Annotated in this window: 12 protein-coding genes; 10 read left to right on the top strand and 2 right to left on the bottom strand. The window is 66.1% G+C overall.

Annotated elements, in window-relative coordinates; all coding sequences use genetic code 11:
• The first annotated feature begins 10 nt into the window (after positions 1–10).
• The 4 genes from C8J40_RS16170 (at position 11) to C8J40_RS16155 (ending at position 4816) form a co-directional block, all read left to right on the top strand.
• Positions 11–1678 carry a glycoside hydrolase family 43 protein gene (locus C8J40_RS16170; protein ID WP_132897882.1) on the top strand — a complete coding sequence of 556 codons (1668 nt, stop codon included), beginning with the start codon at positions 11–13 and terminating at the stop codon, positions 1676–1678.
• Positions 1679–1680: 2 nt separating this feature from the next.
• Positions 1681–3249: a glycoside hydrolase 43 family protein gene (locus tag C8J40_RS16165; RefSeq protein ID WP_132897881.1), complete on the top strand. Its 1569-nt coding sequence runs from the start codon at positions 1681–1683 to the stop codon at positions 3247–3249.
• A 448-nt stretch (positions 3250–3697) separates the two neighbouring features.
• A complete protein-coding gene (locus C8J40_RS16160) occupies positions 3698–4276 on the top strand; it encodes an outer membrane beta-barrel protein (RefSeq protein WP_132738586.1) in 579 nt (192 codons plus the stop codon).
• Positions 4277–4444: 168 nt separating this feature from the next.
• Positions 4445–4816: a hypothetical protein gene (locus C8J40_RS16155; RefSeq protein ID WP_132897880.1), complete on the top strand. Its 372-nt coding sequence runs from the start codon at positions 4445–4447 to the stop codon at positions 4814–4816.
• 160 nt (positions 4817–4976) lie between these two features.
• Here the strand turns inward: C8J40_RS16155 and C8J40_RS16150 are convergent, their stop codons facing one another.
• On the bottom strand, positions 4977–6926 hold the full coding sequence (locus C8J40_RS16150) for an NPCBM/NEW2 domain-containing protein (protein ID WP_132897879.1): 1950 nt from the start codon (positions 6924–6926) through the stop codon (positions 4977–4979).
• 705 nt (positions 6927–7631) lie between these two features.
• Between C8J40_RS16150 and C8J40_RS20410 the strand changes: the two genes are divergently transcribed.
• The 6 genes from C8J40_RS20410 to C8J40_RS16125 all read left to right on the top strand — a co-directional run bounded on the left by C8J40_RS20410 (position 7632) and on the right by C8J40_RS16125 (position 15575).
• Entirely contained in the window at positions 7632–7856 is a 225-nt protein-coding gene (locus C8J40_RS20410) for a hypothetical protein (RefSeq protein ID WP_165911483.1), read from the top strand.
• Positions 7853–9832 (top strand): sialate O-acetylesterase, encoded by a 1980-nt coding sequence (locus C8J40_RS16145; protein ID WP_347812481.1) that lies wholly within the window; start codon positions 7853–7855, stop codon positions 9830–9832. Before C8J40_RS20410 ends, C8J40_RS16145 begins: the two co-directional genes overlap by 4 nt.
• A gap of 22 nt (positions 9833–9854) precedes the next feature.
• Positions 9855–12524, top strand: a complete 2670-nt coding sequence (locus C8J40_RS16140) for a glycoside hydrolase family 3 C-terminal domain-containing protein (RefSeq protein ID WP_132897878.1) — start codon at positions 9855–9857, stop codon at positions 12522–12524.
• 206 nt (positions 12525–12730) lie between these two features.
• On the top strand, positions 12731–13873 hold the full coding sequence (locus C8J40_RS16135; protein WP_243693438.1) for a fumarylacetoacetate hydrolase family protein: 1143 nt from the start codon (positions 12731–12733) through the stop codon (positions 13871–13873).
• Entirely contained in the window at positions 13870–14676 is an 807-nt protein-coding gene (locus tag C8J40_RS16130) for an SDR family oxidoreductase (protein ID WP_132897877.1), read from the top strand. Before C8J40_RS16135 ends, C8J40_RS16130 begins: the two co-directional genes overlap by 4 nt.
• Entirely contained in the window at positions 14667–15575 is a 909-nt protein-coding gene (locus C8J40_RS16125; RefSeq protein ID WP_132897876.1) for an SMP-30/gluconolactonase/LRE family protein, read from the top strand. The genes C8J40_RS16130 and C8J40_RS16125 overlap by 10 nt, the downstream gene beginning before the upstream one ends.
• Here C8J40_RS16125 and C8J40_RS16120 read toward each other — a convergent pair.
• Positions 15572–15883 (bottom strand): hypothetical protein, encoded by a 312-nt coding sequence (locus C8J40_RS16120; RefSeq protein WP_132897875.1) that lies wholly within the window; start codon positions 15881–15883, stop codon positions 15572–15574. The two genes, C8J40_RS16125 and C8J40_RS16120, sit on opposite strands and share 4 nt — an antisense overlap.
• Between the last annotated feature and the right edge of the window lie 6 nt (positions 15884–15889).

The following is a 15889-nucleotide window of genomic DNA, read 5'->3' as shown; positions in this document are numbered from 1 at the left end:
AGGAGTTCCTATGACTCGATCCATACCGCGCCTCGTGACGACGCTATCAGCACTGGTTGTGGCCCAGGCGGCAGCCGCGCAAACTGCGCGCTTCGACCGCTTCAGCTATGACGGCCGGTCGCAGGAGCGCGTCGGTGTGGCACCGAACGCGTACCGCAATCCTATCCTGTCGGGCTATTATCCCGATCCCTCGGTAACGCGCGTCGGCGACGACTATTACCTCGTCAATTCGAGCTTCGCGCATTTTCCGGGGCTGCCGATCTTTCACTCGAAGGATTTGGTCAGCTGGGTCCAGATCGGCAACGCGATCTCCCGCTCGAGCCAGCTCGATTTCACCGGGCGCGCCGTGTCGCAAGGCGTCTTCGCGCCCGACATCTCCTGGCACGCGGGCGTTTTCTACATCGTCAACACCTGCGTAGAATGCAAAGGCAATTTCGTGATCACCGCGAAGGACCCGGCGGGGCCGTGGTCCGACCCGATCTGGCTGCCTTTCGAGGGGATCGATCCGTCGCTCTACTGGGAAGGCGACAAGGCCTATATCGTCAACAATCGCGCGCCGAACGAGCCGCCGCGCTATGACGGGCACCGCGCGATCTGGGTGCAGGAATATGACTGGCGCGCGGGCAAGATGGTCGGGCCGAGCACGCAGATCGTCAATGGCGGCGTCGATCTCGCGACCAAGCCGGTCTGGATCGAGGGCCCCCACCTCATCAAGCACGACGGCTTCTATTATCTGATCGCGGCCGAAGGTGGCACCGGCGACAATCATTCCGAGGTCGTGTTCCGGTCGAAAAGCCTGACCGGACCGTTCGCTCCCTATGTCGGCAACCCGATCCTGACGCAGCGCGGGCTCGCCGCCGATCGACCGAACCCGGTGACGTCGGCCGGGCACGCCAAGTTCGTCCAGACGCAGAATGGCGACTGGTGGGCGACGTTCCTCGCGACGCGTCCTTATGCGCCCGAAAGGTATGCGATCGGCCGCGAGACGTTCCTGTTGCCCGTCACCTGGTCCAATGGCTGGCCGCATATTCTCGCGCCGAAGACCCCGATCCCGTTCGCCGCCCATAAGCCGAACCTGCCCGTACAGCCACGACCGACGACGCCCGTCACCGGCGATTTCGGCTATAGCGATACGTTCCGCGGCAAGGGCCTGGCGATGCAATGGATCGGCATCCGCACGCCGGCCACGCCGTTCTATACGCTTGGTACTGGCGGACTAACGCTGCACTCGCGGGCCGCGCTGGGCGATCGGCAGGGCGTGCCGGCGTTTCTCGGACGCCGGCAACAGCATCACGTCGCGACGATCACGACGCGCGTGACGTTCGTGCCGGGGACCGATGGTGCACGAGCCGGGCTTGCCGCGGTGCAGAACGACGATTCGTTCCTGTTCTTCGGCCTGACGCGGATTGCCGGCAAACCCGTCGTCGCGCTGTATGCCCGCGACAAAGCACAATCCGATACGCTCGTCGCCGCTGCACCGGTGGACCTTTCGGGACCGGTCACGTTGACGATCCGTGCCGATGCCGGTGAGATGACGTTCGATTACCAGACCCGGGCTGGTCGCCGCACGCTGAAGTCGAAGTTCGATGCGAACCTGCTGACCACCGCGCGCGCGGGTGGGTTCGTCGGAACGATCGTCGGCCCTTATGTCTATGACCCCGCCGCCGGGACGCGGTGAGGATGCGCGGCTTGGGCACCGGCTTGCTCGCGATCGCGTTGCTCGGATCGGCCTCGGTGGTGGCAGCGCAGGCGTGGCAATCCGACCGAGGCGACGGCACCTACGCCAACCCGCCGCTGAACGCCGACTATCCCGACCCTGACATTATCCGCGTCGGCGGCGATTTCTATTTCATCACCAGCACCTTCGCCAATGCGCCGGGGCTGACGATCCTGACGTCGAAGGATCTCGTCAACTGGCGGTTCGCGTCGCACGTCGTCGCGACGCTGACCGGGCGCCCGGAATACGACCTGAAGACTGGTGGCGCCTATCGCCACGGCATCTTCGCGCCGAGCCTGCGCCACCACGACGGCGTGTTCTACGTCGCGGTAACGCCGGTCGGCGAGCCGACGCGGATCTACCGCGCTAAAGACGTCGCTGGTCCATGGACGATGAACCGGCTGAGCGAGTCCGCCTTCGATCCGGGGTTGTTCTTCGATGCTGACGGGACGGCCTATATCGCGACCGCAAGCAGTGCCGACGGGACCGAGACGCTCCTGAGCCTCGACCCGACGCTGCGAAGGATCACCGCCCGACGCGTGATCCACTACATCAAGGGCGCCGAGGGATCGAAGCTCGTCCGACGCGGCAATCATTACTACCTGTTCAATGCGATACCGCACCGGCTCGGGTTGACGGTTTCGCGCGCCACGGCGCTGGCGGGACCGTGGGAGACACGCAACCAGATCGACGACACGACCGGCGGGCATCAGGGCGCGATCGTCGATCTGCCCGACGGCAGTGACTATGGCTTCGTCATGATCGACGCGGGCGCGGTCGGCCGCACCACTAGCATCAGCCCGATCCACTGGCGCGATGGCTGGCCGATCTGGGGAACCCCCGCGGCGCCGAACCGCGTGCCCGCGATCGCCCGCAAGCCGATCCAGGGCATGCCCATCGAAACTCCCGCTGCCGCCGACGATTTCGCGCAGCCGACGCTCGGCCTGCAATGGCAATGGAACCACAACCCGCTCCCCGATCGATGGTCGCTGACCGATCGCCCGGGATTTCTGCGCTTGCACGCCGCACCCGGCCGCTCGATCTGGACAGCACGCAACACGCTTCTTCAGAAGGGACAGGCGCCATCGAGCCGGGCGACGATCACGATCGACGCTACGCACATCGCGCGCGGCGATCGATGCGGAGCGGGTGTCTTCGGCAAATATAGCGGCGGCATCGCCCTGGGCCGCGATGCGAATGGTCGCCTGACGCTGTCGATGCAGATCGTCGAGGATCGGGCCGGCCCGGCGAAGACGACGATCCAGCACGCCATTCGCGAGAGCCCGGCCATCACGATCGACACGACGCATCTGACGCTACGAACCGAGATGGATCTCGTCCGCAACACCGGCATGGTGGCGTACAGCATCGATGGCACGACCTTCACGCCGCTCGGCACGCCCTTCCCGCTTGCGTTCGACTGGCGCACGGGCACGTTCCAGGGCCAGCAATTCAGCCTGTTCTGCTACAATCTTGCCGGCCGTGGCGGCTATCTCGACATCGACGCTTTCGCGCTCGATGGCCGTCGATGACGGGCCGGCGCCGAGCGCTCGTCTAGCACCCCATCTTGCGGGCGGCGTGGAAACAGTCCCACCGCCCGGTAACGCTGCCTATTCGCCGGGGCGCATGCAGCAATGCTGCGATCGACAGCGTGAACAGGTTTCCGGAGAACCGGATTGCAGCGTCATGCAAGCGCGCTCCATGAAGCATCCGCGCTGAACATTGCAGCATGCCGCATCGCACAGTCGTCCAGTGATACCACCGACAAAGCACAAACCGGCGCACAGGGCTATCATAACCCCGAACTAGTACAGTCCACTCCTATCATGGCGAAAACGAATACAACAGTCATAAAAATGGTACATTACATTCACTATGAATATACGTTAGCAATCTCGTCGAAACTAATCCCGAATCATCATATCTTCATTTCAAAAGGAATGATTTTATCCGATTCGTCACAATATTAAGGACGACTTGATGCGCAAATACACAGTATATTTAGGTGCTATCGCACTGATTATGTGCGGGTCTTCGGCCTATGCTCAGTCCACGACGTTTCGCGGCTTTCGCATTGAAGCGAAAGCTGGCGTCGATCGACTTCAAGCTCATGGCAATCACGACGACCGCTTCGTCTACGGCGGCGCTGCTGGCTGGGATGGGATCATCGGCGACAAGATCGTCATCGGGCCCGAGGCCAGCTATCTGGATACGCAGGGTAAAAGCTGCGCGGCCGGCGTCCTGGGAGGAGAAGTCTGCACACGATCGCGACGCGAAGTCGGCGCCGCGGTCCGGGCGGGGTATCTGGCAACGCCGGCTTTGCTGATCTTCGGCAAGGCCGGGTACGTCAGCGACAGCCAGCGCAAGACGTTCACCGGGGATCCGGCTGGCGGGACGGCCTTCAAAACTCGCCACGGCACGGACGGATATCAGGTTGGCGGCGGTATCGAATATTCACTGGTCCGCAATTTCTACGTTAGCGCAGAGTATAAATACGCAAACTTCCATAATCATACCTCGCGTCAGAATGTTCTGGGCGGTGTAGGCGTTCGCTTCTAGCCAAACCGGCGCGCACCCCGCGGTGCGCGCCCGCCTTCCCCGACGATTTGACCATCGGCAGCCCCTGCCGTTCCCGTCATAATCACAGCGGGATGATTACGCCTGCCGAGCAACCAAGCCTTTACCGCTCACGCGTTATCCCGCGGCGTCGATCGATCGGGAGCAGCTATGAACAAGGCGTATGTAGGAGCAACGCTGCTCGGCTTGGCGGGCTGTACGGCCGCTGGGGCTTCGGCGATCAACCCGTCCGATGATCTACACTGCGCCGTCATGATCCGGATTTTGGAGCAAAATGCCGATGAGTTTGGCGCCACCCCTGTCGCCAAAAAGGGGCTGTATGTGCTTCAGACGTGGTATTTCTCGAAGATTAAGCGGGAGAGACTTGCAGAGGCTCAAGGTGTCGTCGAAGCGATGAAAGAGAATCCCGGACAAATATCGTCTGCGAGTCAGAAGTGCTCGAACCGAGCGTTCGGCGATCCCGGTTTTGCCCGCTGGAAGTCGGTCGCTTCCGACGATTACGACCAAAAGGCTATGCGCTAGATCGCTGCCGCTCGAACCAGCACTCCCGGAACAGCTTGATTGGCACGACCGCGGTTATCCAAGCCGGCGGTTGCAGAGCGACCGCACCGCCTCCTCCCGCTACCGAAATCCGTCGCGTCCCCCGCTGGGAAGGCGACGATCGGCGACAATCATCATCCGGTCATCGTAGCAGCCTTGCATTCGCCCAGACCGCCGGACGCGGTGGCAGGGCGTCGCCCGGCCCGCTCGATCGCGTGACGAGTTCGACGATCTTCACGCCGGAAACGTCGGCCTCCAGCACGATTGCCGGATCGCCGAAGTCGATCGGCGGCGAGGTCGCGAGCAGCTTGCCGTCACCATAGACCGCGAACCGCATCGGCCCGCCTGCCGCCAGCCCGGCATCGTCGAGACCGACCTCGGCGGCAAACCGGCGGAACCCGGCGTTGCGCACCTCCAACCGTGACCCCGCGAGCACCCCCAGCCCCGTGTCATAGTCCTTGCCGGCGATCCGCAACACTTGGCCGTATGCCGCCCGGTCCGCCCGCGCGCCGCCCCAACCGCCATATTGGACATGCTCGCCCGGCCCCTTCGTACCCGACCATGCGGTGACCGAATGATGGATCGTCGGATCCGCCCGCGGCGTATCGACGCCGTCGTCCGCAGGATTAACGCGACCGGGCTGCTCGGACACATACATCCCCCCACCAAGCCGCCGCGCACCCTGCGCGCGAAATACCAGCGTCTGGTGCGGCGCCAGCGTGAAGCGCTGTTCGCCGGTAAAGCTTGTGGTCGTCTTGCTCCACAGGTCGACCAGCGTCACCGGCACGTCGTCGCGAAACTTCAGCTGCCCGGCATGCAGGACGACGTCGACCGGGGCTGCGTCGCGGTTGAACAGCGCGACGCCCTTGCTGCCGTCGGCGAGCGTCTTCACGAGAAACTGCACGTCGTCGCTGTCATAGGCGATCACCGCCTGGTTGCCCGCCGGATCCTGGTTCAGCGCGATGATGTCGCGGTTTCCGAATATCGCGAGCAGGGACGGCGTGAGCCTGCGCAGGTCGTAGCCGATCACGAGCGGCGAATTGATCATCGCCCACAGCGCAAAATGCGATTTCGCTTCGGTCATGTGCTGCGCATCGAACTCACCGGTGCCCACGAACAGCATATCGGCATCGTTCCACGATCCCGGATGGGCATAGAGTTCGCGCTTGGCCGCGGTATCGAAGTTGGTCAGCATTCGCGTCCAGTGCGGCGTGATGTCGTCGCTTGTCCGCGAGATATTGCCGAGATCCTTGCCCCACGCGCGAACATCGGCAGATCCCCAGAGACACAGCGAGAGCAAATAGTCGCCCCGCGGACGTTCGCGGTGGAGCGCCGCGCCAACCGATGTGTAGAGCGCGCGGACTGCGACGACGTTGGTCCGGCCGAGCGATTGCATGTCGATGATCGGTGGAAACGCGCGGTACAGTCCCGACCGGACGCGCGGATGATCCGCGGGCAACCCGCGTACGCCGCAGCCATCGACCTTGATCAGATCGAACCCCCAGTCGGTGAAGAAGAGGCGGATGTCCTGGTCGACGTGGCCGTAAAGCCCGACCTCCCGTTCGGCGACGGTTCCAACCGGCTGGTTGTCGAACTGCGCGGTGTAGATCTGACCGCAACTGTTGCGCCCGATGTCCGAATAGATCCCGGCTTTCAGACCCAGGGCATGGAGCCGGTCGGTCAGCGGGCGAAAACTGGTAGTGTCCGCGCCCTGTCCCGATGTGGCCGACGCGCGTGCCGACGGGAATTGCGCAGTCCGGATGACCATGCGTCCGTCCGAGGCGCGCCGCTTGAGCCACCAGCCATCATCGATATTGACGTAGCGATACCCCATCGCCGACAGCCCGGTATCGACCAGCGCCTGTGCGGACGCCAGGATCTTCTCCTCGTCGATCCCGCTGTTGAACGCGTTCCAGCTGTTCCAGCCCATCGGCGGCACCGCGGCCTGCCCCTGTTCATTCGCGCTCCAGCGACCGGTCGGAGCGAGCGGGTCGGCCGTCGCAGAACCAGCTAGCAGCGTCGATGCCAACAGCATGCCGAGCGCGGATGTCCAGCGGCGGCCCGACGTGTCGGACTTGGAACAGTTCGGCATTGCAAATCTCCCGAAGAAACGATCGCGACGGCGGGGTGGAACGCGGCCGTACGCGCGTTGGTCAATAAGTCCCGCCATCGTGTCGGACGGCGGTTGAGGCCGGGCGCATCGCGGCGCGACGTGATGGCATCAGACCTCTGTCCCGGATGTGGCAGGATGCTGATACCGCTAACAGACACGAAGCCTTCGCGGACCGGCTTCGCTGCTCCTCGCAAAGGCATCTGCCACCCGGGATCGGCGGGCAATATCCCGCCACTGATCTCACACGCTCGATATGCAACGGAGCCGCCCAATCGGGTCAGCCGCAGGTTGGCCTGCATGGCTGCGGTCAATCATTCCACACTTCATGCCCCTCCCCCGACACCCGCATTCGCAGCATTATCTGCCGTCGTTCGCAGCACTTGGCACCGATCCCCGGCAGTCGCGCTGACAGCTCGTGTGGGATCTGGACGATACGCAAGATGGCAGGTTCGCGGACACAAGAAAAGAGTTGCTGGCCGTCTTTGTCCGCGTATAAATCGATGTGTGAGCGATACCATGCGGTGACGTCGGGCGATGCCCGGTGTGACCTAAAAAATGGATCGTTTCACGCTCTCTGCCTGATCGACAGTCGCAGCGGAGAGGCGTCACGAACGCAGGGAGACGGTGAGGACAGTGGCTTACCGATTAGCAATCACAGCTGCGTCCGCCGGCGATGCCGGTAGCGTGGTCGATGCCGCCGAGATCGCGAACACACCGTTCGTCGACTGCACCGGCATGGCGACCCGTCCGATCGGGATGGCTCTCGGTGTGCCGTTCAAAAACTCCGCAAAAATATACGGTCCGAGTGCGATCTCCGGCCGGTTGCGCGGGCTCGTGGCGCTATGCCAGCAGCCTGCGCCGTGCAGTATGCCCGATCCCGTTCCTCGCAGCGAAGTAGCACACGTATGAAGATCCGTCCGTCGAACGCCCTGCCTGCTGCCTTGCTCGGGATCGCCGTACCGCTCGGCGCAACGCAAATTGGCGCGGCGGCGATGGCGGAAGATACGCAGATCGCCCCTAGCCTCGATGGACTGATCGGCGACCACGCCGTCATCCAGCGCGACCAGCCGATCGTGCTGCGTGGCACGAGTAAACCGGACACATCGGTCACGGCCCGGCTTGCGGGGCGCACCTCGACGGTGACGGCGGATCGGGATGGCCGGTTCGAGCTGCGCCTGAAATCGCTGCCCGCGGGCGGTCCCTACGATCTGAAAATTGCCGGTAGCACGGGCGTCACGACGGTGCGTGACCTGCTGATCGGCGACGTGTTCCTGTGTTCGGGGCAGAGCAACATGGAACTGCCGGTCAACGCCGCGCAGGACCTCATCCCCGATGCGCATCCGCCGCTCGACGATAAGCTGCGCCTCGTGACGATCGCCAAGGCGAGCAGCGAGACGCCGCTTACGCGGTTCGCGGCGAGGCCGAAGTGGACGGCAGCTGGCGCCGATACCGTTCCAGGCTTCTCGGCAGCGTGCTTCTACATGGTGCAGGCCTTGCGGCGGAGCGAAGGCGTGCCGATCGGGGCGATCCATTCCAGCTGGGGCGGATCGCGGATCAGCGCGTGGATGGGCGACGCCGCCTTGCGGTCCGCCGGGATGGCGCGGGAAGCGGATCTGCTCGCGCTGCACGCCAAGGATCCAGGGGCGGCGGAGCGCGGCGCGTCGAAGATCTGGGAGGATTGGTGGCGACGCGGCGCGGGCGATGCGCCGGGTCGCGAACCGTGGCAGCCCGATGCCGCGCTCGACTGGAAACCGGGGCCGAAGATCGGCAATTTCGAGCAATGGGGCATGCCTGCGCTCGCCGACTATAACGGCATGGTGTGGTATCAGCGCGTCGTGACGCTGACCGCGGCGCAGGCACGCGGTGCAGCGACGCTGGCGATCGGCGTGGTCGACGATGCGGACCGTACCTGGGTCAACGGGATCGGCGTCGGCGGCAACAGCAACGCGGCGCGCGCGCGCGTCTACACACTGCCGGCGGGCGCGCTGAAGCCGGGGCGCAACGTCATCACCGTCAACGACGACGACGTCTATGCCTATGGCGGGATGACCGGCCCGGCGGACACGATGATGCTGACGCTGGCCGACGGCAGCCATGTGCCGATCGGCGACGGCTGGCGCTATGCGATCGCCAAGCGCGTGCCGGGCAACGCGCCACGCTCGCCCTGGGACGACATCAACGGCGCGGGGACGCTGTACAACGGCATGATCGCGCCGCTCGGGCCGACCGCGCTCGCCGGGATCGCCTGGTACCAGGGCGAATCCGACACCGGCCTGCCCGGATACGAGACGCGGCTCGCGGCGATGACCCGTGGCTGGCGGCAGCAGTTCGGCAAGCCGACGATCCCGCTGGCGATCGCGCAGCTTGCCAATTACGGCACGCCGCCGATCGCGCCGGGTGAGAGCGGCTGGGCCGACGTCCGCGAGGCACAGCGGCTGATGGCCGCGCGCGACGGTCATGCCGGCGTCGCGGTGGCGATCGATCTCGGCGATCCGCTCGACATCCATCCAGGCGAGAAGCATGCGGTCGGCCAGCGACTCGCGCGCGTCCTCCGCCCGCTGGCCTATGCCGGACGCGAGCCGGTAGGCCCGAGCATCGCCACCGCCAACCGCACAGCCGATGGCGGCGTGACACTGCGCTTCACCGGGGTGACCGGATCGCTCCACGCGCAAGCATCGCGCACCGCGATCGGCTTCGAACTCTGCGGCCCCGCGGCCGGGAGTTGCCGCTACGCCGACGGCCTCGTCCAGGGCGACCGCGTAACGCTAGCGTCAGACGGCAAGCCAGTCGTCCGCGTCCGCTACGCCTGGGCGGACAGCCCGGTCGTAAACCTCGCCGACGACGCGCAACTGCCGGTCGGACCGTTCGAGATCCCGCTTTCCTGACGTGACACGAAAGAGAACCGCCATGCGTGCATATCCAATTTTGTGGCGCGGTGGCGTGGCGCTCGCGGCAATCCTGGCATCAACCGGGCCGATCGTCGCGCAGGCCCCTGCCCCGACGATCGCGCCGACCGCCGTGGAAGCCGACGCCGATCGCGCAGCGGCAGCGCTGGTCGCGAGGCTGACGATCGACGAGAAGATCGCGCAGTTGCTCAACGTCGCGCCCGCGATCCCGCGGCTCGGCATCCCGGCGTATAACTGGTGGACGGAGTCGCTCCACGGTGCGCTCGGGCCGGTGCCGACCACCAATTTCCCCGAGCCGATCGGACTCGCCGCAAGCTTCGACGCGCCGTTGCTGAAATCCGTCGCAGCCGCGATCAGCACCGAGGTGCGCGCGCTCCACACGCTCGGCCGCACGACCGGGCGGCTGGGGAAGATCGGCACCGGGCTCGACACCTGGTCGCCCAACATCAACATCTTCCGCGATCCGCGCTGGGGCCGCGGGCAGGAAACCTATGGCGAGGATCCGTATCTGACCGCCACGCTCGGCGTCGCATTCATCGAGGGCATGCAGGGGCCGAACCCGGCTTTGCCCGACGTGATCGCCACGCCAAAGCATTTCGCGGTGCACAGCGGCCCCGAACCGACGCGCCACAGCGCCAACGTGATCGCCTCGCCACACGACCTCGAGGACACGTATCTGCCCGCGTTCCGCGCCGCGATCGTCGAAGGCAAGGCGGGCTCGATCATGTGCGCGTACAACCGCGTCGACGGCCAGCCGGCGTGCGGCAGCGACCTGCTGCTCAAGGACCACTTACGCGGCGCATGGGGGTTTCGCGGCTATGTCGTGTCCGATTGCGATGCGGTCGTCGACATCTCCGAGCATCACAAATACGCCGCGGACCCGGCGGCAGGCGTCGCGGTCGCACTGAAAGCAGGCGTCGACAATGAGTGCAACGGCGCGACGCTGTCGGGAACGCCGAACCTCGGCGCGCGCTACCAGGAGGCACTGTCCCGCGGGCTGATCGCGCAGGCCGACATCGATCGCGCGCTCGTCCGACTGTTCTCCGCGCGCTATCGCAACGGCGATCTCGCGCACGGGACAATGGCGCGCACGCCGACCCCGGTCGCGGCGATCGACACCGCCGAGCACCGCGCGCTGGCGCAGCGTATCGCGGCCGAGAGCCTCGTGCTGCTCAAGAACGACGGCATCCTGCCGCTCAAGCCCGGCACGCGGATCACGCTGATCGGTCCGCTCGCAGATGCGACACGCGTGCTGCGCGGCAATTACTCGTCGTCGCAGAGCGCCCCGCCGATCTCGATCGACGCGGGCTTGCGACAGGTGATGCCGCCGGAACAGGTGACCCTGGTCCCCTTCACCGCGTCGATCACCGATGGCGACCCGGTCCCCGACACGGCCTTCGTCACACCCGATGGCCAGCCAGGCCTGCGCGCCGACTATTTCAACGCGCGCGCTTCGGCGGGCAACGGTCCGGCCAAGGCAACCTACGACACCAAAGCGATCGCGACCCGCACGGAGCGCAACGTCCGGTCCGAAGCCGGGCAATTGAGCACCGTCGGCGAGCGCCACAAGATCGTCTGGACGGGCGCGCTGGTCGCCCCCGAAACCGGCACGTACCGGATCGCGCTGACCGGCGTGACGGGCGCGATCACGCTTGGTGGTAATCGCAGCGTCGCCGCCGCCACCGCATCGCGCTGGGCCGAACCGCTCCACCTGAGCGACGTCGACCTGGTCAAGGGCGAGCGCTATCCGCTGCGGCTCGAAGCCGAGTCGAGCGGGTCGGGCATTCCCGGATTGGTCTGGAAACGCATCACCCGGACGCCCGAGCGCGATCTGGCCGCGGGGATCGCCGACGCCGACGTGGTGATCGCGGTGGTCGGATTGACCTCCGATCTCGAAGGCGAGGAGATGCCAGTCAAGGTCGACGGATTCGCAGGCGGCGATCGCACGTCTCTGGCGCTGCCCGCCGACCAGGTCGCGTTGCTCGAACAGGCCAAGCGCGCCGGCAAGCCGCTGATCGTCATCGCGATGAACGGCAGCGCGATCGACCTGCGCTGGGCCAAGGCCAATGCCGCTGCGATCGTCGAGGCCTGGTATCCGGGCCAGTCGGGCGGCCGCGCGGTCGCCGAGACGCTGGTCGGCACGACCAATCCCGCCGGGCGCCTCCCCGTCACCTTCTACGGCGACGTCGCCGCGCTGCCCGCGTTCGACGATTACGCGATGACTGGGCGCACCTATCGCTATTATGCGGGCACGCCGGTCTATCCGTTCGGTCACGGGCTCAGCTACACGACGTTCGGCTATGCACCGCTCCGCCTTGCCCCCGCACCCGGCGGTGCCGAGCATGGGCTGAGCGTCACGACCATCGTTCGCAATACCGGCAAGCGGTCGGGCGACGAGGTCGTCCAGCTGTATCTGAACTTCCCCGACCAGCCAGGCACGCCACGGATCGCGCTACGGGGCTATCGCCGCGTCACGCTCGCACCTGGCGAGAGCAAGCCCGTGACGTTCGCCCTGTCGCCCCGCGACCTGAGCAGCGTGACGCCCGACGGCGCGCGCCAGGTGAGCGCCGGACGCTACCGGGTCAGCGTCGGCGGCGGCCAGCCCGACACCGGCGCTCCCACGCGTTCGGCAGATTTCACCGCCGCATCGACGAGCGCGCTGCCACGATGACCGATCTGGCCCGCCCATCGGTTGCCCGCTTGCAAAGCCTGGATGGACCTCGCTAATGGTACCGCTACCGCATCCGATGCGCGACGTTGGCGATCGAGCGGCGCGCACGGCGCGACCTTCGTCCGATGCTCGCGGGTCGCGCATCATTCCCACCTGATCCCCTTCCGCCCATCCTTTGCCGATACAGACTTGCCGGAGACGTTGCCGTGACATTCGCTTTCGATACCCTCGACGCCCTTGGACCCGATTGGCGCGAGGGGCGCTGGATCGGCCGGATCGACCGCGGCGACGGGCCCACCCCCGTCATCGTCGCAGGCGGCATCGTGTTCGACATGAGCAAGGTCGCGCCGACGGTGGCGGAACTCGTCGCGCGCGACCTGCTCGACGAGAGCGCGGGCGAGGCGATCGGCGATCTCGATACGCTCGGGCTGTCCGCTGAGACCCTTCCGTGGTTGCTCAGCCCGATCGACTTCCAGTGCGTCAAGGCGGCGGGCGTCACCTTCGCCGTCTCCGCGCTGGAACGCGTGATCGAGGAACAGGCGCGCGGCGATGCGGGGGCCGCGACCGCGGTGCGTGCCCGGCTCGAGGAGCGGATCGGCGGCGGGCTCGCGCGCGTCGTCCCCGGCACGCCCGAGGCGGCGGCGCTGAAGACCGCGCTGATCGAGGAAGGCCTGTGGTCGCAATATCTCGAGGTCGCGATCGGCCCCGATGCGGAGATCTTCACCAAGGCGCCGTCGCTGTCGACGGTCGGCTGGGGCGCGCAGATCGGCGTGCGCTCGGACTCGACCTGGAACAACCCCGAGCCCGAGATCGTGCTGCTGGTCGCGCCCGATGGCCGCGCGGTCGGCGCGACGATCGGCAACGACGTCAATCTGCGCGATTTCGAGGGGCGCTCGGCACTGCTGCTCGGCAAGGCGAAGGACAATAACGCATCCTGCTCGCTCGGCGCGTTCGTCCGGTTGTTCGACGAGAGCTTCACGATGGATCACGTCCGCACCGCCGAAGTCGCGCTGCGGATCGAGGGCACCGACGGCTATGTCCTCGACGGCGCCAGCTCGATGAGCCAGATCAGCCGAGATCCCGAGGAACTGGTCCGCCAGGCGCTCAGCGAGCATCAATATCCCGATGGCTTCGTGCTGTTCCTGGGCACGTTGTTCGCGCCGACCAAGGATCGCGACGATGCCGGCCGCGGCTTCACGCACAAGCCCGGCGATACCGTGTCGATCGCCACGCCCGGCCTCGGGCGCCTCATCAATACCGTGACCACCTCGAAGGCCGCACCGCCCTGGGAGTTCGGGCTGGTCGCGCTGATGCGCAACCTCGCCGCGCGCGGGCTGTTGTCGGCATGACCTATTCGGAGAACGACGTGCTGCAGAAAACCGCCGGCCGCCACGAAGGCGCCGTCTATCCCTCGCTCCGCAACAAGCGCGTCATCGTCACCGGCGGCGGATCGGGCATCGGCGCAGGGCTCGTCGAGGCGTTCGTCGCGCAGGGGGCGAAGGTCGCGTTCGTCGACGTCGCACAGGACGATAGCCGCGCGCTGGTCGAGCGGCTGACCGAGGGCGCGGAGCATGCGCCGAGCTTCCACCCGCTCGACCTGACCGATCTCGACGCGCTGAACACCACGTTCACGGCGATGATCGACGAGCTCGGCGGCGTCGACATCCTGCTCAACAACGCCGCCAACGACGATCGCCACACCGTCGGCGAAGTCACCGCGGATTATTGGGACCAGCGGATGAACGTCAACCTGCGCCACGTGTTCTTCGCGGCACAGGCTGTCGTGCCGTCGATGAAGGCTGCGGGTGGCGGCGCGATCGTCAATTTCGGGTCGATCAGCTGGCATCTCGCGCTCAAGGAACTGATCCTCTACCAGACCGCCAAGGCCGCGATCGAGGGCATGACCCGCAGCCTCGCGCGCGATCTCGGCCGCGACAATATCCGCGTCAACGCGATCGTGCCGGGCAACGTCCAGACCCCGCGTCAGGAAAAATGGTACACCCCCGAGGGCGAGGCGGAGATCGTCGAGGCGCAGTGTCTCGATGGCCGCATCCAGCCGTCCGATATCGCCGCGATGGCGCTGTTTCTTGCGTCGGACGATGCGCGTATGTGCACCGGCCATAATTATTGGGTGGATGCAGGATGGCGGTGACCGGTGGCGTGAGCAGCGGCGTGGAACGCGCCCTGGGTGTCGGTGCGACGCTCGGCGAAGGTCCGTTGTGGCTCGACGATGCCCTATGGTTCGTCGATATCAAGCAGCACCGCGTTCACCGCTTCGACCCTGCGACCGGCGATCACCAGACATGGACCGCCCCCGCGCAGGTCGGCTGGGTTCAGCCGATGGCGGATGGCGGCATGCTGGCCGGTTTGCAGACCGGGCTCCACCGGTTCGATCCGGCTGACGGCAGCTTTACGCATCTCCACGCGGTCGAGCCTGACGCGCCGGGCAACCGCCTGAACGACTCGACCGTCGATGCCGCGGGACGGCTCTGGTTCGGGTCGATGGACGATGGTGAGAGCACCGCATCGGGGCTGATCTACCGCGCCGATGCGGACGGCGTCGCGCCGGTGGTCGACGGGATCGTAATCACCAACGGCCCTGCTGTCTCGCCCGACGGCACGACGCTCTATCACTGCGACACACTGGCCGGCACGATCCACGCCTGCACGATCGGCGACGACGGCAGCCTGCGCGACACGCGCGTCTTCGCAGCGGTCGACGTCGCGACACAGGGGTATCCCGACGGCCCGATCGTCGATGCCGAGGGGCATGTGTGGGTGTCGTTCTACGGCGGCTGGTGCGTGCGGCGCTATGCCCCCGACGGAACCCAGGTCGCCGAGGTCCGGTTGCCGGTCTCGAACGTCACCAAGATCGCGATCGGCGGCGCCGATGGTCGCACCGCCTATATCACGACCGCGTCCAAGGGATTGAGCGACGAAGATCGCGCGCGACAGCCGCTCGCGGGCGATGTATTTACGTTCGATGCGGGTGTGGCGGGGCAACCTGCCTATGAGATTACGTCATCGGCGTTTCGGCCGCTCGACGCCTAACGTCGCACCGCCAGGATCGCGCCGACCATGCCGCCGATCCAGGCAGATGCGGCGAGTGCGCAACCCACTATGAAAAATGCCGCAAAGGCCATAGCCCCGGCGTCCGTCTCATGCGGCCCCGGCGGCTTTGACACGAAGTAGAACGCGGTCGTCCAGAACACCGCGAGGATCACGACGGCGAGCAGCGACCCGCCGACACCGATCGCTAGTCCCCGCGACCAACCCAGGCGGCGCAGGCCAGACGCCGTGCGTCCGCCTGCAAACCATCCGATGGCGAGAACGAGCAGGAGCATGACGGTGCCAATCATCGTGAT

It is taken from the genome of Sphingomonas sp. PP-CC-3A-396 (genome assembly GCF_004343105.1).
Taxonomy (GTDB): Bacteria; Pseudomonadota; Alphaproteobacteria; order Sphingomonadales; family Sphingomonadaceae; genus Sphingomonas.
This window is presented reverse-complemented; position numbering and strand designations above follow the sequence as displayed.

Coding starts and splice junctions, on each gene's coding strand:
- C8J40_RS16170 (WP_132897882.1), top strand. CDS start 11: ATGACTCGATCCATACCGCGCCTCGTGACGACGCTATCAGCACTGGTT.
- C8J40_RS16165 (WP_132897881.1), top strand. CDS start 1,681: ATGCGCGGCTTGGGCACCGGCTTGCTCGCGATCGCGTTGCTCGGATCG.
- C8J40_RS16160 (WP_132738586.1), top strand. CDS start 3,698: ATGCGCAAATACACAGTATATTTAGGTGCTATCGCACTGATTATGTGC.
- C8J40_RS16155 (WP_132897880.1), top strand. CDS start 4,445: ATGAACAAGGCGTATGTAGGAGCAACGCTGCTCGGCTTGGCGGGCTGT.
- C8J40_RS16150 (WP_132897879.1), bottom strand. CDS start 6,926: ATGCCGAACTGTTCCAAGTCCGACACGTCGGGCCGCCGCTGGACATCC.
- C8J40_RS16145 (WP_347812481.1), top strand. CDS start 7,853: ATGAAGATCCGTCCGTCGAACGCCCTGCCTGCTGCCTTGCTCGGGATC.
- C8J40_RS16140 (WP_132897878.1), top strand. CDS start 9,855: ATGCGTGCATATCCAATTTTGTGGCGCGGTGGCGTGGCGCTCGCGGCA.
- C8J40_RS16130 (WP_132897877.1), top strand. CDS start 13,870: ATGACCTATTCGGAGAACGACGTGCTGCAGAAAACCGCCGGCCGCCAC.
- C8J40_RS16125 (WP_132897876.1), top strand. CDS start 14,667: ATGGCGGTGACCGGTGGCGTGAGCAGCGGCGTGGAACGCGCCCTGGGT.
- C8J40_RS16120 (WP_132897875.1), bottom strand. CDS start 15,883: ATGATTGGCACCGTCATGCTCCTGCTCGTTCTCGCCATCGGATGGTTT.